Genomic DNA, 20,714 nt, shown 5'->3' with positions numbered 1-20,714 from the left:
ACAACGAAAAAAGCAGCCTGACGCTGCTTTTTTGCTATCAAAGCGACTGCCTGTCAGGAGTGCCCAAGAATTTCACGGGCGCGATCCTGAACCACTTCAACCAGAAGATCAGGCTGGAATTTGGAGATAAAGCGGTTACAGCCAACCTTTTCTACCATAGCTTCATTGAAGCTGCCGCTCAAAGAGGTGTTAAGTGCGACGAAAAGATCACTCATGCGATTATCACTGCGAATTTCGTAGGTCAGCTTATAGCCGTCCATTTTCGGCATTTCCGCATCGGTAATCATCAGAAGAATTTCATCAGTGACTTTCTTTCCTTCATCACACCAACCCTTGAGGAGATCCAGAGCTTGCTGCCCATTCTCACACTCAATGCACTCCAGACCAAGTTGCCCAAGCGTTTGAACAACCAGTGAGCGTGCCGTTGAAGAGTCATCAGCAAGAAGTACTTTCTTCCCAACCAGGTATTCGGACAACGAAGTATCCAGTACATGCTCGGAGATCTCGATATCATAGGTCACAATCTCAGCAAGGACCTTTTCTACATCGATAATCTCTACCAGCTTTTCTTTGCCTTCATGTTCCAACCGGGTAATGGCGGTCAGGTAGTTTGAACGTCCAGCCCCCTCGGGTGGTTCCATAATCTGGTCCCAGCCCATGTTCTGGATGTTAACGACTTGCCCCACAAGAAAACCTTGCACCGTACGGTTGTATTCCGTGACGATCATATTGCAATCTTCTGTCACAGCGAGCTTTCGCATGCCAATAGACTGACGAAGGTCAATGACTGGGATTGAATGTCCCCTTATGGTGGCAACACCAATCACATTGTGATGTGAACCGGGCAGTTGGTTTAAACGAGGTATCTTGAGTACTTCGCGAACCTTGAAAACATTTATCGCGAACAACTGTGGAGTGCTTAACTGGAAAATCAAAAGTTCCAGTCTATTCTCACCGACCAGACGCGTACGCGAGTCAACCGAATCGAGGATATTAGTCATAACAGCCTATACCGGGTTTCCTTGTTTTATGATTATCGTGCGTATATTGTGTATTCCTAATGTTCACTATCGGCTCTTCGCAATCCCTGCGCGAGTTAACAACATTTAGCGCCTAAATCGATAGGAAACAAGTTGCCGTATACACTACTGATAACTGACGTTAAAAGTGTTTGGTTTGGTAAGTTTAGGAGATAATATCATTGAAGTACAACGACTAAATTAGCCTAAGCACCGCTCCACATCACGTATCACTCACGTTTTCAGGGGAATCGACCATGAAGAGCAAGGCTGACCAATCGCAAGGAATGCTGCTGTTTACACTAAGCCGCAACCAGTTGTTTGCCATTGGTACGCTCAAAATCAGGGAAATTGTTCCGTCTCTCCACCTAACAAAGTTACCGGGTGCCCACTCTTGTATTATGGGTACCGCATCATTCCGTAACCTGGCTATCCCGGTTATCGATATGGGGCGGGCCGTCGGGTATCCGAAAATACCCGAAAGTGAATACCAAAACTGTTCAGTCATCGTCACAGACTGCCAACGTAAAGTCGTCGGGTTTGCTGTTCGGACTATAGAAAAAATCGGTGAATGTAATTGGCGTGAAATTACGCCACCGCCCTCCACGCTTGGCACCAAAGCTTTTCTGACTGGTATCATGCGTATGGAGGAAAAACTGGTTCAATTGCTTGATGTTGAATTTGTCATTTCCAAAGTATTCCCGCTTGAGCTGGATAAGCGTCATCCTATTATTTCGGATATAGACCGCGAAAAGCTCAAGCCAATGCGTATTTTGCTGATTGATGATTCAATGATCGCCCGTAAACAACTCTCTGATGCATTGGACTGCATCAACATCCCTTACGATGTCGCCTCCAACGGCTTGGATGCACTGGATATGCTTAAAGCAGCCGCATCAAACAATGCACCATACGATATCGTGGTCTCCGATATTGAGATGCCCGGTATTGATGGGTATGAGCTCGCGTTTGAAATTCGCAGCAACGACAGCCTGTCAGAAGCTTACTTGATTCTGCACACGTCCCTTTCTTCAGCTATCAGTGTTGACCGGGCGAAACAGGTCGGTGCCCATGAGGCATTAACAAAATTTGATGCTGGGGAACTGGTAAACGCAATGCTCAGAGGCGCAGAACAAAAAATTCAAGGCGTCCCAATCAAGCTTGAAGGCGGAATACAGGACTAAGCTCCTTGCATTCATTTTGTATTCATCATCCACCATTAGGGTGGAGCAATGGTTTTAGCCGCTATGAAAGAAAACGCCATGCAAGACAAACTGCTCCAGATAGAACTGGATATAGAAGCGTCAATTTCTGAAAAAGAAACAACCCAGGCTGTTGTTTCCATGTTGGATAACCTGGTTGATTACCTGAAATCCAATCACATAGACGCCTCGGAACTCCCTCCGGTAGTAAGCCAGATGATCGAGGATTACCAATCCCGTATTGTTGAACTGGAGACACAAAACAGTCACTCATCACTTGAGGTTGAAACACTTTCTGCTGAGATCAACCGCCTCAGTTGAGCAAGTAAACTGGCTATGACTTACAGCAGTGAACAGAAATTCAGCAAGCAGCGTCGCAACACCATTTTGATATATGAAAATGGGTGTTAGGTTGCTTGCCCTTATGGTTTAATCGTACAAGAACTAATGAAACAGGGTTATATCTACTATGAGTAGTGTATTTGATATCGTTAAACACTCACGCCGCCGTAACAAACTGAAGCGCGAAATCGCAGACAACGAGAAGAAGATCCGTGATAACCAGAAGCGCGTTCTGTTACTCGAAAACCTGGCGGACTACATCCACCCACAAATGACGCACGACGAAATCGTAGAAATCATCAAGAACATGAAGTCAGACTACGAAGATCGTGTTGACGACCTGATCATCAAATGTGCGGAACTGTCTAAAGAGCGTCGCGACATCAAGCGCAGCATCCGTGAGATCACCAAAGAACAAAAAGAAGCTGCCAAGTAATTTTCTGGCCTTTTTGTTAATGAAGAAGCCGGCTGGTCAGCCGGCTTTATTTTGTTCATATTGCAAGGGTTTTACATCACAGGCTGTTAGCGCCTTAATGTCCTGGTTTACCAGTAAACGCGGGCACCCAGTGCAAATTTGCTCTCACTGTCTACAACAGTTGGTGAGACCGCGACGTTACTTGATTTATTCGCAAAGCCAAGTGTGCTCCCATCTGACCAGCCCATTTCACCGTAAACGCGGAACCAGTCATTAAAGTGGTAATCACTGCCAACATAGGCATTCTTGCCTTTCACACTGCCATCGACGGTATCAGCCTTGTTGATTGAATATTCAAAGCCTGCGTATGCAGTGGCATTCTCAGCCCATGCCCAGGTGCCAGCTACAGAAACACCCTGGCGGTCAATATCAAGTTTCGATGCGTCTGCACTCAGTTTATCCGCTGCATAAGTCGCCCCCAGGTAAAAGTCACCAAAACCTTTACCCAGCGTTACGCTGTAGTAGGTATGATCCACTTCTGAATTAACAACATCGGCTCCATCCTTATACTCCACATCTGGATCTGAGGTGCGTCCCAGGCCTGCCGTTACATCTACACCGGCAATTTGCGACTTGGCGTAAAGCTCCGCTAACTCACTTTGTGAATTGTCTTCACCCAGACCGTAGTTAGCCCCTACCCAAATATTGTCGTTTTCAAAAACGTATTTGATAAGTGAGTCATGTCGGGCACCGCTCATGGTGCTGTAAAGCAACGCTGAGCCACCGAAGAAATAACTGTATTCCGCGCCATAGGCATCATCAGCAACAACCCATTGGCGACCGAAAGTCACAGTACCAAAGTCACCGGAAATACCGAAATAATGAAGACGGTTTTCCATTGCATATTTGTCACCGTCTTTATAAGAAACACCAAATTCGACTTTACCCAATACATCAAATTGGTCATTTACTGCATATTGCGCTGATACACCGGCACGAGACGAACCCGCATTTAATGTTGCATCTTTATCTTGGTATTTCTCAACCTGGGTACGGAGCTGGCCATAGAAATTAGCGGAGCCATCTTCCGTTTTAAAAATATCTGCGGCTTGGATTGCTGTGGAGGCAAAAAGTGCGGAGAGAGATAAAGCTAACACTGTCTTTTTCATTATTACAATCCTGTAACTGTATGTTTTGTAAGCGCAACATCATGTCGCGATATCAACGTAACAATGAAATAACGATGCAGCAACACGCCTTATAGCACGAAGAATATGCCATATAATGCTAATTTGTATAAGTTTTATACTGTCAACAAAATAATAAGCAACCGCATTATTCGTCACCAGTTGATGTCAATAGAAAAATATATCAGTAGTTATGAAATCGATTACCACCTAGTAATAACTTAGAGGAATGATGTTTTCATCTTCGAAAAGACATCTATTTTCTAAGAAGAAAATGGCTACGAAAATGTAGGGAAAAACATTTATTAACAAATTCCATATAGGAATAGAGGCCAATTAATAAATATAAGGGATTGAATTATTTATCACCGAGTGAAAATCGCCTGGCCATTTATTAACCACCGATACATTCACTATTACTTTATTGCAGCATGAAACAATTCACACCAATAATCTATATGAAACTGGAACGCACATTAAAATTAGCCAGATGCTTTAAAAGTGCCACTTTTAAATCATTTTTCCTCACAGGTTTGGGCACATAATCATCCATGCCACTGGCAAAACACGCCGCTCGGTCTTCAGAGGTTACATTTGCGGTCAATGCAACAATGGGGGTCCGGTATGCCACATCATTTTCCATCTCTCTAAGGCGTTGGGATGCCTGGTAACCATCTAACACCGGCATCTGACAATCCATAAAAATCAAGTCATAACGCTGGTTTTGCCAACACTCAATTGCACGTTTACCATTTTCAGCAATATCAACTTCCACGCCCAATTGGCAAAGCATTGCCTCTGTCACTTTCTGATTTACCAACGTGTCCTCAACTACTAAAATCCGTTTGCCTTTCAACATCTCATCCTTCTCTTTCGGGCTCGTCTCTTGAATATCTTCGTCTTCTTCAACAACGAAGAAAGACTTAAGCGTTCTCAGGAATGTTTGGGGCTCATAAGGTCGGCCAATTAACCCTTCAAAGCCAATTTGATCCAGTTTACTGTTATCTTCCACTTCAGGTGATGCAGTCAGCATTAGCAACCTTGGACAACGTTCACCAAACTTACGCTTCAAACGAGCGCCCAGTTCAAACCCATCACACTCCGGCATGTGTTTATCAATGATTGCCAAATTGACAGGTTGTGGTGTTGCCAACGCCGCTGAAACCAAATTGAAAACCTCAGAAGCCATATGGCAACTGGTTACCTTGCATCCCAAAGAATTCAAATGTGCCTGGGTAAGTCGCAAATTAAGGCGGCTGTCGTCCACAAGTAGGATATGGTAATCAGCTATTTGCAGCCTTTCTTTGGCTGAAATAATATTTTCGCAGGATACATCCATATCCAAGGTGAAGTAGAAGCGGCTCCCCTCCCCCAGATGGCTGAAAAGATCAAGTTCACCCCCCATCAAGTGAACCAGTTGACTCGAAATAGCCAACCCAAGTCCGGTTCCACCATACATTCGGGTGGACTGCCCATTGGCTTGTTCAAACTTATCAAAAATCAGTGACTGCTTATCTGTAGCAATGCCGGAACCTGAATCAATAACTTCAAAGTGGACCCTCTGACTCGCCTCAGACTGGCTTGAAACCTGAATATCCACAAAGACATAACCACTGTCAGTGAATTTAAGAGCATTTGATGTCAGGTTTACCAAAACCTGACGCAACCGGATGGGATCACCCTTTAAATCAGTACTCACATCAGGTGACACATTAACCCGAAATTCCAGCCCTTTGTCTCTCGCCTGGAGTGTAAACATCTGCTCAACTTCATTTCCCATCTCCTTCAGGTTAATGAGACGGGACTCGACCTCCATCTTTCCTGCTTCTATTTTGGAAAGATCAAGAATGTCATTGATGATATCCAATAGTGATATGGATGACGCTTCCAACATATTGAAATATTCATCCAGGCTGTTGTCTTTACCCATTGTCGACTTCAACAACGATGCTGCACCTATTATTCCGTTAATAGGCGTACGAATTTCATGGCTCATATTTGCCAAAAACTCGCTTTTTTTCTGGTTAGCCGTTTCAGCGGACTCTTTTGCAGCCTGAAGATCCCGATTTATTTTTTGAACCCGGCAGACGGTGGTGTTATAGCTGGAAATCAGTCGGCTGATCTCTGCACTGGAGTCCTTGGGTATATCCTCGATGAGCTTAGGAAGGTTGTCCTTGTCAAACTGGCACACACCGTTGCTTACACCGACAATAGGTTTAACAACGACATAGTATGAAATCAGGAAAAACAGCATACAAATAAGCAAAGTTGACATACCCTGCGTAGCCAGAAGGATTCCGAATCGCTGCCAGGAGTCACTTAATATCACGTCGGAGTATGCTTCCACCTGCAGATAGCCAATGGTTTTTCCTTCATAAGGAGTATTGTTTAACCCTATGACAGGCCATACGTAGCTAATTTTTTCCTTGGCATGAAACTGTCCGAGTTCAACAAACCGGTCAGCTTCGACAGCACTGGACAGTTTTACGTAATGGACGTAAGGGAGTCGGTGGATATTGCGGGCCCCGATATCAAGCGCATTAGGCTCTGAGGAAAGAATTGCATTGGCCATATCAGCCATTTCCGTCATCTCAATCATGGATATTTGTTTATCCACATCCTGCAGACGTTCCCGACAGTCCAGAATCAGATCAACAGCGGAAATAAGCAGTGTGAATAACGAACTGACAAGCAGCATTCGCCCTACTAATTTGGTTGCCAAGCCTACGCGTTGCTTATTTTTGTCAGACGCCATCCCTGAGCCGAATCTATTCACGATATTTATGATTATGATGTCAATAATACCTTCATAACCGGCCAGTTAGTCAGATTTTCCGTGATGGGTATTAAACTTTCTGACTAAGATCGCATTCACGATGACATCTTATTACTCATTGTTCTAGCACGTAAAAATTACATACCGGTTCAAATATTTGAATTTCCAAACGTGAAAAACTCAGACAATCAAACGCCAGCGACTAGACAAAATATCTAGCAGATCGCAAAATTACTGTGCATTCATCCTCTTAGAATGCACTTTATTGTGATATGAGCATATTTTCATTCATCTGGACGCAATTCAAACTAATTAAAATTATCCGAACGTATGAAGAGAACTGAAACGCTGCCACCTGATCAGCTTTTTAAAAATGTCGATATTGGTACAAAACTGGCTTTGGAAATCCGACCGGGGAACAGACCAATGCTCCAGGGAAGTTCAAAGCTTGTTGGATATTTAGACAAGCGTTTCGTTCTGATTGATTATCCCAATAACCGGGATATCGATTCGCTCATATCAACATCTGACTCACTGGACATTGTTGTACGAGGGCTAACCACTTCCAAACACAGGGATATTTTTGCCTTTCAGAGTCATATCCTGAGCACGATATACCGGCCGGTAAAGATGCTGGCGATCAGTCTTCCTGATGAAATAGCCATTCATCGGGTACGGCAACATCCTCGCATACCTATTTCACGGGAAATTCGTTTTATCAGCCAAACCGATGCGTCATACGCGCTGATGCGTGACTTTTCAATAGCAGGTTGCGCGGTGAAATTACCATTGACCCATTCGGTAAAAGTGGGAGAGGTATGCACAATCGCTCTGTTTAACCAGGGAAACAGCAAAGTTGCCTGTAAAGGGACGGTGGTAAACAAAAGCAATGCGTTAAAGCACTCTGTCCTGGGGGTTCGTTTTGATGACCAAGAGAATACCATCGCAGAGATTTATCCTCAGCTCCTCCTTGAATCAGATTTAATAGGCGGGATGGATTACTTACCGGCTTAAAATACCCAGGTACAAACACTGCCCCTGGGTATTTATCAGGTCAAGGGGTTGGCTTGACAACCAGTCCCCATGGGATGGATGACAACACTCCTTGGTCCTTTCCGGCTTCTGGTACGGCATTCGTCCCCTGCCAATCCAATAACATTACCGCCAGTACATTTCTGTGTTCTCCACCAGCAATATCAGTACTGCCGTTAACCGAAGGCACCAACCACATTTCCCGGTCCAGGGCATCCTGAATATCTTTTCTTGCCTGAGCCACTACCGGGTCATCTTCCATGCCGGCAAGAAGAAACGTGATACCCACTTCTGCGACAACATCCTCCTTCGACCGGGCAAGAATGGTATCCATGTTTTTTCTGAAATAGTTATATATCCACGCGAAGTCTTTTTCGTTTACAGGCTTCCGGTAATATTCAGATGCAGCCAAAATGATATGGGTCATCCCGTAGAGTTTATTGTTGAATTGCTGGTCTGAAAGTAACGTATCTTCGCTGTCTGGATAAGTTTCCCTAAAAGCATTGATAAACGACTGCGTATGGTCTGCCATTCCCAATTGTTTCAGCCAATAGACCTGGTTTGCCAGCTGTGCCGCCCAGGCACGGATCATTTGTGGACTGGTCGCATACAGAGAAAAATCATACCAATTTATAATCTCCTTCAGATGCTCCGTATTGCGATGCTGCAAACCGTATTCATCGGCCCGGGCCATGGAACTGATAAGACCCGCGCCCAACACAAGATACTCTTCCCTGCCCTTTGCCGCTTCATGCCTGAGCCTGTCTCTTTCAGAGTCATTTGAGGAATAGCTTTTGAGCCGGCGTTTGCCCAGCCTTTTCACGTCACCAGGTTTGCTTATCTCTTCGTTGTAGGTATTCAGACGGTCAGCAACCCGTGCCATGTCTGTCCATATTGCAGCTTTATATTTGGGGTCTTGAGTCTGACGGTACATTCGCAGGCCATAATGCCCAAGTTGATAGTAAGAAAGCTCAAGGGTCTGAGTATCAAACGTGCTTTTGATATGCGCCGCATCCTGAATGGCATCAAAAGGAGCAGCGTGAGCAGTAAAAATGGTGAGAGCCAGGGTGCATGCAGATGCGAGTTTGGTTATCGTCCTTTTCATGGGGGTGCTCATGTTATTAATGTGGCACTACGCTACCATGGCCGATATCCGGTTCTGTTATAGATTCGTCAATTATCCGTCTGATTATGAAGCACAAAAAAGGGGCCATTCAGACCCCAAGGATGTGGAAGTATATCGGTCAGGCGTCGTCCAACACCCCACGACGAATCTGATCCAATTCTATCGATTCGAAAAGGGCCTGGAAGTTACCTTCACCGAATCCGTCATTTCCCTTCCGCTGAATGATTTCAAAGAACACAGGGCCGATAACCGTATCCGTAAAGATTTGCAGCAAGATCCCAGTTCTCTCGTCGCCATCAATTAGAACCCGCAATTCCTTCAGTTCATCGACATTTTCCTGGTGGCCGGCCACACGGTCATTAACCTTTTCATAATAGGTATCCGGCGTATCCATAAAGACCATGCCCTTCTCTTTGAGTTTACGGACAGTCTCGTAAATATTATCTGTCGTCAACGCGATGTGCTGGATACCTTCACCATTGTATTCATTCAAATACTCAGCAATTTGGGATTTATCATCGCTGGATTCATTAATCGGGATTCGAATCTTTCCACAAGGCGCAGTCATCGCACGGGATTTCAGCCCGGTATGACGCCCTTCAATATCAAAAAAGCGGATTTCGCGGAAGTTAGCGATACGCTCGTAGAATCCGGCCCATTTGTCCATCTGGCCAATATCGACATTGTGCGTTAAGTGGTCGATCACGCCCAAACCGGCATCGTTTCTAGTCACGCGCTCCTGCCAATCCGGATAAAAATCGAAATCGACCGAATAGATGTTTTCAGAACCGTACCTGTCAACAAGGTAGAGGTAAGAATCCCCAATGCCGTAGATAGCCGGGATATTCAATTCCATTGGGCCACTCTGTGGCGGACAGACTTTTGCGCCGTTGGCGACAGCATGCTTGAGTGCATGTACCGCATCCTTAACCCGGAATGCCATCGCGTTGACACTGGGGCCATGCTGTTTGGCAAAGCTCTCTGCCTGGCTCTGTTGCGCAAGCTCACCATTTACAATGAAATTAACGTCACCCTGGCGATACAACCAGACTTCCTTATGCTTGTGCTTTCCTATCTCGGCAAACCCCATATGACAGAACAGCACTTTCAAATCGTTAATTCCTTTCTGATCTGGAGCGGTATACTCCACAAACTCAAATCCGTCGGTGCCCATTGGGTTTAGTGCTTCTGAAACTGCCATGTCAGAGGTCTCCTGTTTGTTTTCCTGTTCCATTAGAAATAGCACTCGTATCCCGAACAGGTGAATCCCTGCAGTTACCTCGGATGTTAATTTAATGTAAACACCACTTTGTCAACTCAGATTGACACCGCCTCCCTTCGCATCAATACGTGACTGAATTCTCATGTCTCGACATTTTTTCAAGTGACAAACCTGCAGCACTCCCAACAAACAGGAAAATGAGTGCCATTTAATCAAGCCAAAACCCAGAGTTTGTTAACAGAACATAGAAAAGCGATTGTTTTTTCAGCATTCATTGATTGCGATTGCAAACAAATCCCACATCCCTTCATAACCAATTAACACCAAATGAGACAATGTGAAGTGAATCGCATGTTATTGCTGCAAACTCCCACCAAGAAATAGCAATGACAAATCACTCAATAAGACATTCATTCACCAGAGTGAAATGCGTTGTCTCTGCTTTACGGTGCTGATAGTTATCGTCGCGAGTCTTTAATTTTTCGAAGAAAAGTTAAAGGAAATGACAATTTAGAAAAATGACAACTGCATCTGTTTATGGAGAAGCATGAATGACGACGTTGCTTAGCCTGGTCGTAATATTCGCTGTTGGTTACCTGATAGTGAAACGTTACAACCCGCAAACCACTCTGTTCCTTGGTGGTATGGTCCTGATGGCCGCCGGTATTATGTTTGACACCGGCATGCCGCTTCCTGAATCCGCATCCAGTGGATCTGCTGCCCTTGATATTTTCACTTTTGTAAAGCAGACCACCAGCAAAACTGTTGCCGGCCTGGGCCTTATCATTATGGCTGTTGGCGGTTTTGCCCACTATATGGATCACATCGGCGCATCCCGCGCATTGGTGAACATTGCGATTAAACCACTGGGTTTCTTCAAAGCTCCTTACCTTGTTATGGCTCTCGGCTACCTGATTGGCCAGGTTCTTAATATCTTTATCCCTAGTGCATCAGGCCTTGGTCTTCTGCTGATGGTAACCCTGTATCCGATTCTGGTGCGTCTGGGTGTCAGCAAGATGTCAGCCACTGCCGTTATTGCAACTGCTGCCTGTCTGGACTTGGGTCCTGCATCCGGCAACGTTAACCTTGCAGCCCGTACCGCTGACATGCCGGTAACTGAGTACTTCATCACCTACCAGATGCCGGTAGCGATCGCGACCATGATCACCATCGCGGTTCTCCATCTCTTCGTTCAGCGTTGGTTCGACCAGCGTGAAACTGCAGATGAAGATACCAGCATCAACGCCAAGGAAAACAATGCTAACCCACCAGCATGGTACGCGCTGCTGCCTATCATTCCTTTGGCGCTAATCCTGCTGTTCAGCCCTATGGCATTCGATGCTGTGAAGATTGACGTTGTAACGTCGATGCTGATCTCAATCGCTGTTGCCATGCTGTGCGAAGGTTTCCGTCGTGGGCCTAAAGACGTATTCGGCGACATCCTGGTTTACTTCGACAGCATGGGTCGCCAGTTTGCACGCGTTGTAACACTGGTTATCGCAGGCCAGACATTTGCCCACGGCCTGAAAACCATCGGCCTGCTGGATACCGTTATTGAGGGTGCTCTGGCGGCAAGCGTTTCACCATCTCTGATGGTTATCCTGATGGTTATTATCATCACCCTGGCGGCAATTCTGATGGGTTCCGGCAACGCGCCGTTCTTCTCATTCGCAGCCATGGTGCCAGAAATTGCTGCAAAAGTGGGTGTTCCAGCCGTAGCAATGCTGATGCCTATGCAGCTGGCCTCCGGCATTGCGCGCTCGATGTCTCCAATTACCGGCGCGATTGTTGCGGTAGCCGGTGTGGCCGGTGTTTCACCATTTGAATTGGTTAAACGTACAGCTATCCCGATGATTGGCGCACTGGTAGTTTCTACCACTGTCTCTTTGATTGTGGGTCTGTAAGAACCAGCCAGAAACTAAAGACGCCCGGGGAATCCGGGCGTTTTTCTTAAAGCCTATTATTAGCAGCCTGTTGATACGACAGATACCACCGGTGTAGCCTCGTTACTCTCTTGTCGGTAATGAACGTGGCAATTAGCTAACGCGTCGCCCGAACCGTTTAAAAGCCGAATCAACATATCGCTGCTCGAAGCAAAATCATTTCCGAGCCCAGCCACTATGTCACATTTCACATTATCGCCAGGAATATCTCCATTCCCAACGCGGCTCAGACCAACCAGTTGACAAATAGCGCTTGCTAGTGGGTAACCGTTTGCAGTCGTCATATAGGTTTGTCCCTGAAGGGTCACAATTTGAGATCTGGATATGTTATCCAGCATTGATCTAGCATGAAACATACCGATAGCTGACTCTACATTTCCTTTAATGCCTTTAAGGGTTGCGACCCTTGCATCAGTGGTAAAGCTCAGAAATTTGGGGGCAGCCACAACAGAAAGAATCCCCAAAATAACAATGACAACAACCAGTTCAATCAGGGTAAAACCCTTGGCTTTTTTTAAACTCATACTACCTCCATTGTAGTTAAATGAAACTCCAACTTCGGTCTTATGCACTGGGTTTACTTATCTGATTTATTGGATTTATATATAAATTTCAATTCAGATATATGTTTTTATTGTTTTACTAATTTAGCAAATACTTACTAAAAATAAAGCTATTTCCCCAAAACATGAGTTTTAACCGTTTGAATCCAGAAATGCTTCCGCAAATTGCCTGAACAACGGAAATTGTTCTTTGATTTCCTCATGCGGCCAATCCCATCACGAGACAGCATCCAGGCGCTCCCCTATCGACGGTTCTTCAAATCGATGCCTTAACACCCTTGCTGGATTACCCACTACAATCGTCCACGGCGGGACATCTTTGGTAACCACGCTTCCCGCACCGATGATGGCTCCGTTACCGACAGTGATGCCCGGGAGCACGATCACGCCATGTCCAATCCAAACATCGTGCCCGATAACGACTTTATTTTCCTCTCGCCAATCAAACACTTCTTCATCAATCTGCTCGCCGTCACCGAAGCCAAACTTGGCTGGCCGATAAGTAAAGTGGTGCAGTGTTGGTCGCCACCACGGGTGGTTACTGGGATTCACCCGAACGTTAGACGCAATGGAAGTAAATTTTCCGACCTCTGTAAACATCAGGTCGCTGTCATGTTCGATATAACTGTAATCCCCCAGGCGAACATTGTTCAGAATGACCCGGGCGCCGACTTCGGTATACCGGCCAAGCTGAGACGCGTGACATTTTGCACTCTCATCCACATTCGGGTCTTCGGAAAGAGGCGTCATTACCGGTTGGCTCATAACAAAAACTCCTGCCCATCCCGGGCCAGAAAAAAGTGATCATTGAAATAATCAGGGTTATCCATCGCCCAGCATGCAAGCTTATGACCAATATGGATAAGTCCCATAGCACCGGGCTGAATTTTGTTGAAAAGGGATTTTGCGAGAACAACGTCGTTGTGGTTACGCCAGTTATCACCGGGGGGAAATGCGCAATCAATTAGAATCAGGTCAACCGGGTTTTCTATCAGCCAGTGAAGGGTTTCCTCCGGCAGCCCACGCGTATCTGTCAGGTACGCCAGACGTTTGGCTACGCCCCCATGGTTAGTCTCAAACACGTAGCCAAGACATATTTTTGAGTGCGCAAGTGGCACCGGTGTTATCGATACCCCCTCAAATTCAATTGAAACAAATGGCCGCAGTGGCGTTTGGAATGCCAGAATCCCGGGATGCTTAAACAGGTCATCACATCCATTGGGGTCATCCGGCCCGTAAACGGGGATGGGCTCACCTACCCCCCAACGTAAATCAAACAGGCTCTGTACGTGGTCCATGTGGTAATGGGTGAGCAATATCGCATCAATGCTTTTGGGAGGGAAACGCTTCAAAAGATCCGGGGCATTCCCGTCAATAAGCAATTGTTTAGAGCCAATCTCCACCACAGCAGACGTTTTGCCCCGCTTATAGGAAGAATCTTCCTTGGCTTTTAGACATGCTTTACAGCTACAGCCATAAACAGGAATGTGTCCTGCATCACCGGTTCCCAGAAGCGTCAGTTTCACGCATAACACTCCTTCTTTGAAGAAATATACCGTTGCACAAACCCCTCGATGCTATCAGCCAAATCACCACTGTTATCAATCACCCAGGCATCTCCCGGGCGCGACCTGCTGTATTCATACGCGCGGGCAAGGCGAGCCTGTATTTCTTGTTCACTCTCCCTGCCCCGGCCTCTCAAGCGTTCACCAAGCACAACCGGGTTCACTTCAATCCAGACAGGAATCACCCGACTACCGTATTTATCTTTGGCCGACTTAAAGTATGCACGTGAGCCGTTCATCATTACGTCAGTATCACTCTGCAGCCAGGATTCGATTTCACAACCTATACCATAGCCATGTCCATTTGCCTGCCAGTGCATGGCAAACATGCCTTGTATTTTACGGTGTGCAAACTCATCTTCAGTCAGAGCGACATGGTTTTCACTTCCGGCATCTGAAGGACGGGTTATATAGCGGTGAGCAATCACAAGGGAGCCACAAAGTTTGCTGCGAATCCCTTGCATGACACTGTCTTTCCCGGCCCCGGATGCGCCCATCACATAAAACAGGCGTCCGGCCATCAGAACACCCTCATTCCCTGTCGCCAAACCTGATGGATGTAAGGTTGTTCATGGTCCTTATTTACCAACAACAAGTCAGCCCGTTTCCCTTCTTCAATGGTTCCGCGGTCATCCAATCCCAATGCTTCTGCCGGATTGGTAGACGCCAATTTCACCGCCTCCGCCAGCGTAAATGCATTGCGTTCATCGGCGGCCACTTTGAATACAGCATCCAGCAGGCTTCCGGGGAAGTAATCTGAAGACAACGCATCCAGAACACCCAGCGAGGCCAGTTCATGAGCCGCCACATTGCCCGAGTGTGAACCACCACGGACAATATTCGGCGCGCCCATCATCACTTTCAGACCCAGCTCATGGGAGCGTTTTGCCGCTTCCACCGTCGTCGGAAACTCAGCCAGCACCAAACCGAGCTCATGGGACTCATCTACATGGGCTTTGGTGGCATCATCATGGCTGGCTAATGGGATACCTTTGGCCTTGCACATCTCAACGATAGCCCGGCGATTTTTGTCTGACCACTGATCAGAAAGCGCGCGCTGCTCCGAAGCAAAGGCATCCATCTCTGCATCCGTCAGGCCGTATTTACCCTGGTAGTATTCATAGTATTTCACCGGGTTTACAAATTGGCGCTGGCCCGGGGAGTGATCCATAAGCGAAACCATATGGACGGCCGGGTTATCCGTATAGTGTTCAGCCAGGCCAACCGTGGTGCTGTGGGGCAGTTCGCACCGGATATGCAGAAAGTGTTGCGCCCGGTTTACACCGCGTTTTTCACTTTCCACCACCGTATCAAACATCTTGTCCAGAACGTCTTTGCGGGTTCCACCGTCACGCTCATCGCCGACTGCAATCGCATCCAGCACCGTGGTAATACCGGCCCCTATCAGCTGAGTGTCATGCGCGGCCATTGCTGAATATGGCGGCCAGCTCACTTTGGGCCGGGGGGTAAAGTACTTTTCCAGGTTGTCAGTGTGCAGTTCAATCAGCCCCGGCAGCAACCAGTCGCCCCGGCCGTCAATCGCACCCGGCAATTGGCTGGGGCTGTCAGACATCGAACGGATAATACCGTTTTCCACCTCAACTGAACCCCTAACCTCGCCGTCCGGCAACACCAGGTTCACATTGGTAATAATCATCACTTCCTCACTGTGCAGGTTTTAATTCGCATGACGTCATGTCGTAATACCAGTCAGCCACTTGCCGGCGGACATATTCATCGTGGAAAATCCCGACGATCGCCGCACCTCGGGCCTTGGCTTCGCGAATCAGGCTGATCACCACATCCCGGTTTTTCTCATCCAGAGATGCTGTCGGTTCATCCAGCAACAATACCGGTGAATCCACAATAAACCCTCTGGCAATGTTCACGCGCTGCTGCTCGCCGCCGGAAAAGGTTGCCGGTGCCAGGTGCCAGAGATGTTCAGGCACATTCAGACGTTCAAGAAGCTCGGCAGCCTTAACGGAGGCTTTTTCACGGCTTTCCCCTTGCTCAAGTAAGGGTTGCATCACCACTTCCAATGCCGAAATTCGCGGAATCACACGAAGGAACTGGCTGACCCAGCCCAGTGTTGTTTTCCTGACATTGAGCACTTCCCGTGGCGAGGCGTTCGCGATGTCCACCCAGCCTCTTTCGGTATTCACTGCAATCTCACCCTGATCAACAAGGTAATTGGCGTAAAGCGCGCGTAGCAGGGTCGACTTGCCAGCTCCGGATTGTCCGAGCAATACCACACACTCTCCCTGCCGGACACTGAACCCGGCAGACTGCAGAACCGGCAGGGATACCCCACCCTGATTGTGCAGTACAAAGGTTTTGCTGATGCCGGAGACTCTAAGCATTTCAGTGCCAGTCAATTGCGTATTCATCATCGCTCCCTTATCCCTGCAACACCGAAGAAACTAACAACTGGGTGTACGGATGCTGGGGATCGTCCAGCACCTGATCCGTCAGGCCGCTTTCCACAATCCGGCTCTCCTTCATCACCACTAACCGATGCGCCAGTAGCCGGGCAACCGCAAGATCGTGGGTTACGATGACCACAGACAAGCCGAGGTCGGTAACCAGGTTTCGGATAAGGTCCAGCAGCCGGGCTTGGACAGACACATCCAGCCCGCCGGTTGGTTCATCCATAAACACCAGCCTTGGATGCGTCACAAGGTTGCGTGCAATTTGCAGACGCTGCTGCATTCCACCAGAAAAGGTCACCGGCATATCATCAACCCGGTCAGCCGGTATCTCGACGTCCCTCAGCCACTTGAGCGCGGTATTGCGGATATCGCCATAATGGCGGTAACCCACGGCCATCAGGCGCTCGCCGATGTTGCCTCCGGCAGAAACTCGGGGGCGAAGACCATCCATCGGATGCTGGTGTACCACCCCCCACTCTGTACGCAGCAACCGACGACGGTGGCTTTCAGACAGGTCATACAGGCTAAGGTCTTTGTCAAACTGGGACAGGTAGTGAATCTTCCCGGTATCCGGTGTTTCCCTTCCGGACAGGACTCTCAGCAGGGTACTTTTCCCAGAGCCGGACTCCCCTACAATGCCAAGTACTTCCCCAGGAAAAAGATCGAAATTGATGTCCTGACAACCTTTACCCGGTGCGTACAATTTGCTTATGCCCTCCACACTCAGCAGAGGCCGGTTTTCCATTACATCGAATTCTGCGGAGACGCTCTCACTCTCCCGGTATTCAACGGCCATCATGCGTTTTTCTCCTGTTGCTTCCGGCAATAATCGGTATCTGAACAGACAAACATTCGCCCGCCCTTATCATCAACCACCACTTCATCGAGGAAGCTTTCCGTTGACCCACATATCGCGCAGGGCTCATCCCATGTCTGGACTTCAAACGGATGGTCCTCAAAATCCAGGCTGACGACATCGGTGTAGGGAGGTACGGCGTAAATTCGCTTCTCACGACCAGCCCCAAACAGTTGCAGCGCGGGCATTTGGTTCATCTTCGGGTTGTCGAATTTCGGAATCGGTGACGGGTCCATGATGTAGCGGTTATCCACCTTCACCGGGTAGGCATACGAAGTGGAAATATGGCCGTAGCGGGCAATATCTTCGTAAAGCTTCACATGCATGACGCCATATTCCTCAAGGGCATGCATCTTGCGAGTTTCCGTTTCCCTTGGCTCAATAAAACGAAGCGGCTCCGGAATCGGCACCTGATACACCAGGGTTTGGCCTTCATGAAGAGGTTGTTCCGGAATGCGGTGACGAGTCTGAATCAAGGTTGCTTCTGACGTTTCTTCTGTTGTTTTTGCGTCCGCAACCGTTTTAAAGAATTCCCGAATGGATACTGCATTTGTGGTGTCATCCGCGCCTTGATCAATCACCTTGAGCACGTCGTCCTGACCGATAATCGCGGCAGTAATCTGGATTCCCCCGGTTCCCCATCCGTAAGGCATCGGCATTTCCCGGCCACCAAATGGCACCTGGTAACCGGGAATCGCAACCGCTTTCAGGATTGCGCGGCGAATCATGCGCTTTGTCTGTTCGTCCAGGTAACCGTAGTTGTAACCGGCCTGAACACCGGTACGTTGAGTCTTAGATGTCACAGCCTGGCTCATTGTCCCTCTCCTTGCGGTACCGCCTGTTGTTGATCCGCTTCCTGCAACCCTTCTCGCCGCTCGTCAAACTCTTTCTGAAGCTTGCGGATAAGCTCAAGTTCAGATTGGAAATCTACGTAGTGCGGCAGTTTCAGGTGGGAGACAAAACCGGCCGCTTCAACGTTGTCGCCGTGTGAGAGAACAAACTCTTCATCCTGTGCCGGGCCGGCGGCCACTTCATCGTATTCCGGTGCCTGGAGTGCCCGGTCTACCAAGGCCATCGACATTGCTTTCTTTTCTGATGCACCAAATGTGACGCCGTAACCTCTGGTAAACAACGGACGCTGTGATTTGCTGCCGACAAACCCGTTAATCATCTGGCATTCGGTCATTTCGATATCACCGATTTCAATCGCAAAGCCAAGCTCTTCCGGAACCAGCTCAACCGAAACAGAGCCGGTACGGATTTCACTGGCGAACGGGTGGTTACGCCCGTAACCACGCTGGGTCGAATAACCAAGCGCCAGCAAGAACCCTTCATCACTGCGTACCAATTGCTGCAGGCGCGCACTGCGGTTTGCCGGGTAATTCGGCGGCGTCATGGTGATGTCATCCGGTTCCTGGCCATCATCTTTTTCTTCAACCGCCAGTTGCAGGTTTTCAAGTATCCCCATTACCTGAGGGCAGGTTTCCACCGCCTCTTCTGCCCGGGTATCCGGCAGTGTTTCACCTTCAGCCAACAAAGCGAAATCAAGCAAGCGGTGGGTATAGTCGTACGTCGGGCCGAGTACCTGTCCGCCTGGCAAATCCTTGTAGGTTGCAGATATGCGGCGTTCAATCGTCATGGATGACGTATCCACCGGCTCAGTAACCGCGAGGCGTGGCAGTGTTGTGCGGTAGGCTCGAAGCAGGAAAATAGCTTCCATCAGATCGCCCCCGGCCTGTTTCACTGCCAGTGCAGCCAGTTCCCGGTCGTAAATTCCGCCTTCTGTCATTACTCGGTCAACGGCCCCGGCAAGTTGTTCGCTGATTTGCTCAACAGAGAGTTCCGCATTTTCCGTCGTGCCCCGGCGTTTTTTCGCCTGGAGTGCATGAGCGGCAGCAATGGCTTTTTCACCGCCTTTTACTGCTACATACATAAGTCGGCCTCCCTGTTAACTGCTGCAATTTTTGTCGTCCTAGGCAGTGCAACCACACAGTTTCCGGCAGTCAGCAGGATATCGACTGCCAGGTGTCCGGCTTCCTCACGTGCTATCAGGCAGCGGAGCAGGTTACTCGGTAAGCCTTTTACCTTGAGGGTATTCACGCTTTGGATGCCCGGCCCGGTCAGTGATAATTCCTTTCCGACACCGAACCCCTCCACTTCCACCAAAATGGTTGTGCTGGTTTCCGGGTACTCTTCGTCACCCTGGCGAAAATCACCCAGCTCAAAAGCCTCTTCAGCTTTGACCAACGCAAATGTTGCCTCCATCACGCTTCCGGTCACCGGCGCGGCAATATGGAAACGAATGTTTTCAGCCAGCGCTTCATCACCGGTAAAACAGCCAGAGAGCCACAGCGGAGTGTTGTTATCGGCAAGGGTTAACAGAATCTGGCTGGCCGCGGCGCTCGCAGAGCCAAAACTGACGTCTGAAGCCAACTCGGCAATGGTTCCAGGTTTCGACATGGCATCGAGCACCTTCCGGAATGCCTGCAAGGCATCATGAACCGGGTCTTCAAATCCCCGGGTAATCTGGGTCATGGTCGTTTCTTCCTTGTTGTTCATGTTCACGGCCGTTTTAATCATCTTCCCCACGAACCAGCGTGAAGAAATCCACCTTACTGGTAGCCACTTCACGGGAGCGTTGCTTAACCTGTTCGTCACGCAGTGCTTCCAATGGCGTAATCAGGGATTCCTTGAGCAAGCCAGACTGGTGCCCGGTTTGTTGCATCATGGCGTCGACGACTGCCGCCAGTACTGCATGCTCTTTGTTTCGCCCGGTGATATAGCTGAAACCCAGCTCGCCGCTTTCAAGCTGCACGACGGTACGCGTCACCGTTACATCGCCCATATTGAAGGCATTTCCGGTTGCCCCCATCCGGGCACGCACCTGCGCAAGGCCAATCTCCGGCTTGCGGATGAAGCTGTATGCCGGCACCAGTTTCAGGTTTGCCCAATGCGCTTTCAGCTGAGCGAATTCCGCTTTCGCCAGAACCGACATCCAATGCTGACGCTCTGTTTTCTCCTGGATACTCATTTGTCC

General features: G+C 48.3%; 21 protein-coding genes. 5 read left to right on the top strand and 16 right to left on the bottom strand.

The features are described 5' to 3' along the window. Window positions 1-53: 53 nt before the first annotated feature. Complete coding sequence (locus tag NF212_RS23540) at window positions 54-1,001, bottom strand: chemotaxis protein CheV (protein WP_434361362.1); 948 nt, start codon at window positions 999-1,001, stop codon at window positions 54-56. Window positions 1,002-1,276: 275 nt separating this feature from the next. Between NF212_RS23540 and NF212_RS23535 the strand changes: the two genes are divergently transcribed. From NF212_RS23535 to NF212_RS23525, 3 genes are all read left to right on the top strand, one after another. Continuing rightward, entirely contained in the window at window positions 1,277-2,203 is a 927-nt protein-coding gene (locus NF212_RS23535; protein WP_434361361.1) for a chemotaxis protein, read from the top strand. A 48-nt stretch (window positions 2,204-2,251) separates the two neighbouring features. After that, a complete protein-coding gene (locus tag NF212_RS23530; protein ID WP_434361360.1) occupies window positions 2,252-2,542 on the top strand; it encodes a DUF496 family protein in 291 nt (96 codons plus the stop codon). Window positions 2,543-2,690: 148 nt separating this feature from the next. After that, window positions 2,691-2,999 carry a DUF496 family protein gene (locus NF212_RS23525; protein ID WP_434361359.1) on the top strand — a complete coding sequence of 103 codons (309 nt, stop codon included), beginning with the start codon at window positions 2,691-2,693 and terminating at the stop codon, window positions 2,997-2,999. Window positions 3,000-3,106: 107 nt separating this feature from the next. Here NF212_RS23525 and NF212_RS23520 read toward each other — a convergent pair whose 3' ends face one another. Beyond that, window positions 3,107-4,147: a porin gene (locus NF212_RS23520; protein WP_434361358.1), complete on the bottom strand. Its 1,041-nt coding sequence runs from the start codon at window positions 4,145-4,147 to the stop codon at window positions 3,107-3,109. A 472-nt stretch (window positions 4,148-4,619) separates the two neighbouring features. Beyond that, the gene (locus tag NF212_RS23515) at window positions 4,620-6,920 is read right to left on the bottom strand and encodes a response regulator (protein ID WP_434361357.1); all 2,301 of its coding nucleotides are present in this window, start codon (window positions 6,918-6,920) and stop codon (window positions 4,620-4,622) included. A gap of 351 nt (window positions 6,921-7,271) precedes the next feature. On the opposite strand from NF212_RS23515, the gene NF212_RS23510 reads away from it, so the two are divergent. Next, window positions 7,272-7,955, top strand: coding sequence for a PilZ domain-containing protein (locus NF212_RS23510; protein ID WP_434361356.1), 684 nt, complete (start codon window positions 7,272-7,274; stop codon window positions 7,953-7,955). Between the two features lie 40 nt (window positions 7,956-7,995). Here NF212_RS23510 and NF212_RS23505 read toward each other — a convergent pair whose 3' ends face one another. Then, a complete protein-coding gene (locus tag NF212_RS23505; protein WP_434361355.1) occupies window positions 7,996-9,078 on the bottom strand; it encodes a DUF3541 domain-containing protein in 1,083 nt (360 codons plus the stop codon). A gap of 139 nt (window positions 9,079-9,217) precedes the next feature. Next, window positions 9,218-10,300, bottom strand: coding sequence for a 4-hydroxyphenylpyruvate dioxygenase (gene hppD / locus NF212_RS23500; protein WP_434361354.1), 1,083 nt, complete (start codon window positions 10,298-10,300; stop codon window positions 9,218-9,220). A 572-nt stretch (window positions 10,301-10,872) separates the two neighbouring features. On the opposite strand from hppD, the gene dcuC reads away from it, so the two are divergent. Further along, window positions 10,873-12,225 (top strand): C4-dicarboxylate transporter DcuC, encoded by a 1,353-nt coding sequence (gene dcuC / locus NF212_RS23495; RefSeq protein WP_434361353.1) that lies wholly within the window; start codon window positions 10,873-10,875, stop codon window positions 12,223-12,225. A gap of 59 nt (window positions 12,226-12,284) precedes the next feature. Here the strand turns inward: dcuC and NF212_RS23490 are convergent, their stop codons facing one another. The 11 genes from NF212_RS23490 to phnG all read right to left on the bottom strand — a co-directional run bounded on the left by NF212_RS23490 (window position 12,285) and on the right by phnG (window position 20,708). Then, complete coding sequence (locus tag NF212_RS23490) at window positions 12,285-12,788, bottom strand: type II secretion system protein (RefSeq protein ID WP_434361352.1); 504 nt, start codon at window positions 12,786-12,788, stop codon at window positions 12,285-12,287. 255 nt (window positions 12,789-13,043) lie between these two features. Continuing rightward, window positions 13,044-13,592, bottom strand: a complete 549-nt coding sequence (locus NF212_RS23485) for a DapH/DapD/GlmU-related protein (RefSeq protein ID WP_434361351.1) — start codon at window positions 13,590-13,592, stop codon at window positions 13,044-13,046. Beyond that, window positions 13,589-14,353: a phosphonate metabolism protein PhnP gene (gene phnP / locus NF212_RS23480; RefSeq protein WP_434361350.1), complete on the bottom strand. Its 765-nt coding sequence runs from the start codon at window positions 14,351-14,353 to the stop codon at window positions 13,589-13,591. Before phnP ends, NF212_RS23485 begins: the two co-directional genes overlap by 4 nt. After that, window positions 14,350-14,913 (bottom strand): ribose 1,5-bisphosphokinase, encoded by a 564-nt coding sequence (gene phnN, locus NF212_RS23475; protein ID WP_434361349.1) that lies wholly within the window; start codon window positions 14,911-14,913, stop codon window positions 14,350-14,352. Before phnN ends, phnP begins: the two co-directional genes overlap by 4 nt. Further along, the gene (gene phnM, locus NF212_RS23470) at window positions 14,913-16,049 is read right to left on the bottom strand and encodes an alpha-D-ribose 1-methylphosphonate 5-triphosphate diphosphatase (RefSeq protein ID WP_434361348.1); all 1,137 of its coding nucleotides are present in this window, start codon (window positions 16,047-16,049) and stop codon (window positions 14,913-14,915) included. The genes phnN and phnM overlap by 1 nt, the downstream gene beginning before the upstream one ends. A 7-nt stretch (window positions 16,050-16,056) precedes the next feature. Further along, window positions 16,057-16,779, bottom strand: a complete 723-nt coding sequence (phnL, locus tag NF212_RS23465) for a phosphonate C-P lyase system protein PhnL (RefSeq protein ID WP_434361347.1) — start codon at window positions 16,777-16,779, stop codon at window positions 16,057-16,059. A 10-nt stretch (window positions 16,780-16,789) separates the two neighbouring features. Further along, window positions 16,790-17,566, bottom strand: a complete 777-nt coding sequence (gene phnK / locus NF212_RS23460) for a phosphonate C-P lyase system protein PhnK (RefSeq protein WP_434362979.1) — start codon at window positions 17,564-17,566, stop codon at window positions 16,790-16,792. A gap of 50 nt (window positions 17,567-17,616) precedes the next feature. Then, complete coding sequence (locus NF212_RS23455) at window positions 17,617-18,492, bottom strand: alpha-D-ribose 1-methylphosphonate 5-phosphate C-P-lyase PhnJ (RefSeq protein WP_434361346.1); 876 nt, start codon at window positions 18,490-18,492, stop codon at window positions 17,617-17,619. Next, window positions 18,489-19,610: a carbon-phosphorus lyase complex subunit PhnI gene (locus NF212_RS23450; protein ID WP_434361345.1), complete on the bottom strand. Its 1,122-nt coding sequence runs from the start codon at window positions 19,608-19,610 to the stop codon at window positions 18,489-18,491. Before NF212_RS23450 ends, NF212_RS23455 begins: the two co-directional genes overlap by 4 nt. Then, window positions 19,601-20,236 (bottom strand): phosphonate C-P lyase system protein PhnH, encoded by a 636-nt coding sequence (gene phnH / locus NF212_RS23445; protein ID WP_434361344.1) that lies wholly within the window; start codon window positions 20,234-20,236, stop codon window positions 19,601-19,603. The genes NF212_RS23450 and phnH overlap by 10 nt, the downstream gene beginning before the upstream one ends. A 13-nt stretch (window positions 20,237-20,249) precedes the next feature. Further along, a complete protein-coding gene (phnG, locus tag NF212_RS23440; protein ID WP_434361343.1) occupies window positions 20,250-20,708 on the bottom strand; it encodes a phosphonate C-P lyase system protein PhnG in 459 nt (152 codons plus the stop codon). Between the last annotated feature and the right edge of the window lie 6 nt (window positions 20,709-20,714).

It is taken from the genome of Parasalinivibrio latis, from assembly GCF_036825535.1.
In the GTDB taxonomy this organism is placed as follows: Bacteria; Pseudomonadota; Gammaproteobacteria; order Enterobacterales; family Vibrionaceae; genus Parasalinivibrio; species Parasalinivibrio latis.
Note: the sequence above shows the minus strand (reverse complement) of the source record. Positions and strands in the feature narration are given on the sequence as shown.

What these genes read in the sequence shown, in the direction of transcription:
- NF212_RS23540 (WP_434361362.1), bottom strand. Translation starts at nt 1,001, where the DNA reads ATGACTAATATCCTCGATTCGGTTGACTCGCGTACGCGTCTGGTCGGT.
- NF212_RS23535 (WP_434361361.1), top strand. Translation starts at nt 1,277, where the DNA reads ATGAAGAGCAAGGCTGACCAATCGCAAGGAATGCTGCTGTTTACACTA.
- NF212_RS23530 (WP_434361360.1), top strand. Translation starts at nt 2,252, where the DNA reads ATGGTTTTAGCCGCTATGAAAGAAAACGCCATGCAAGACAAACTGCTC.
- NF212_RS23525 (WP_434361359.1), top strand. Translation starts at nt 2,691, where the DNA reads ATGAGTAGTGTATTTGATATCGTTAAACACTCACGCCGCCGTAACAAA.
- NF212_RS23520 (WP_434361358.1), bottom strand. Translation starts at nt 4,147, where the DNA reads ATGAAAAAGACAGTGTTAGCTTTATCTCTCTCCGCACTTTTTGCCTCC.
- NF212_RS23515 (WP_434361357.1), bottom strand. Translation starts at nt 6,920, where the DNA reads ATGGCGTCTGACAAAAATAAGCAACGCGTAGGCTTGGCAACCAAATTA.
- NF212_RS23510 (WP_434361356.1), top strand. Translation starts at nt 7,272, where the DNA reads ATGAAGAGAACTGAAACGCTGCCACCTGATCAGCTTTTTAAAAATGTC.
- NF212_RS23505 (WP_434361355.1), bottom strand. Translation starts at nt 9,078, where the DNA reads ATGAAAAGGACGATAACCAAACTCGCATCTGCATGCACCCTGGCTCTC.
- hppD (WP_434361354.1), bottom strand. Translation starts at nt 10,300, where the DNA reads ATGGCAGTTTCAGAAGCACTAAACCCAATGGGCACCGACGGATTTGAG.
- dcuC (WP_434361353.1), top strand. Translation starts at nt 10,873, where the DNA reads ATGACGACGTTGCTTAGCCTGGTCGTAATATTCGCTGTTGGTTACCTG.
- NF212_RS23490 (WP_434361352.1), bottom strand. Translation starts at nt 12,788, where the DNA reads ATGAGTTTAAAAAAAGCCAAGGGTTTTACCCTGATTGAACTGGTTGTT.
- NF212_RS23485 (WP_434361351.1), bottom strand. Translation starts at nt 13,592, where the DNA reads ATGAGCCAACCGGTAATGACGCCTCTTTCCGAAGACCCGAATGTGGAT.
- phnN (WP_434361349.1), bottom strand. Translation starts at nt 14,913, where the DNA reads ATGGCCGGACGCCTGTTTTATGTGATGGGCGCATCCGGGGCCGGGAAA.
- phnM (WP_434361348.1), bottom strand. Translation starts at nt 16,049, where the DNA reads ATGATTATTACCAATGTGAACCTGGTGTTGCCGGACGGCGAGGTTAGG.
- phnL (WP_434361347.1), bottom strand. Translation starts at nt 16,779, where the DNA reads ATGAATACGCAATTGACTGGCACTGAAATGCTTAGAGTCTCCGGCATC.
- phnK (WP_434362979.1), bottom strand. Translation starts at nt 17,566, where the DNA reads ATGGAAAACCGGCCTCTGCTGAGTGTGGAGGGCATAAGCAAATTGTAC.
- NF212_RS23455 (WP_434361346.1), bottom strand. Translation starts at nt 18,492, where the DNA reads ATGAGCCAGGCTGTGACATCTAAGACTCAACGTACCGGTGTTCAGGCC.
- NF212_RS23450 (WP_434361345.1), bottom strand. Translation starts at nt 19,610, where the DNA reads ATGTATGTAGCAGTAAAAGGCGGTGAAAAAGCCATTGCTGCCGCTCAT.
- phnH (WP_434361344.1), bottom strand. Translation starts at nt 20,236, where the DNA reads ATGAACAACAAGGAAGAAACGACCATGACCCAGATTACCCGGGGATTT.
- phnG (WP_434361343.1), bottom strand. Translation starts at nt 20,708, where the DNA reads ATGAGTATCCAGGAGAAAACAGAGCGTCAGCATTGGATGTCGGTTCTG.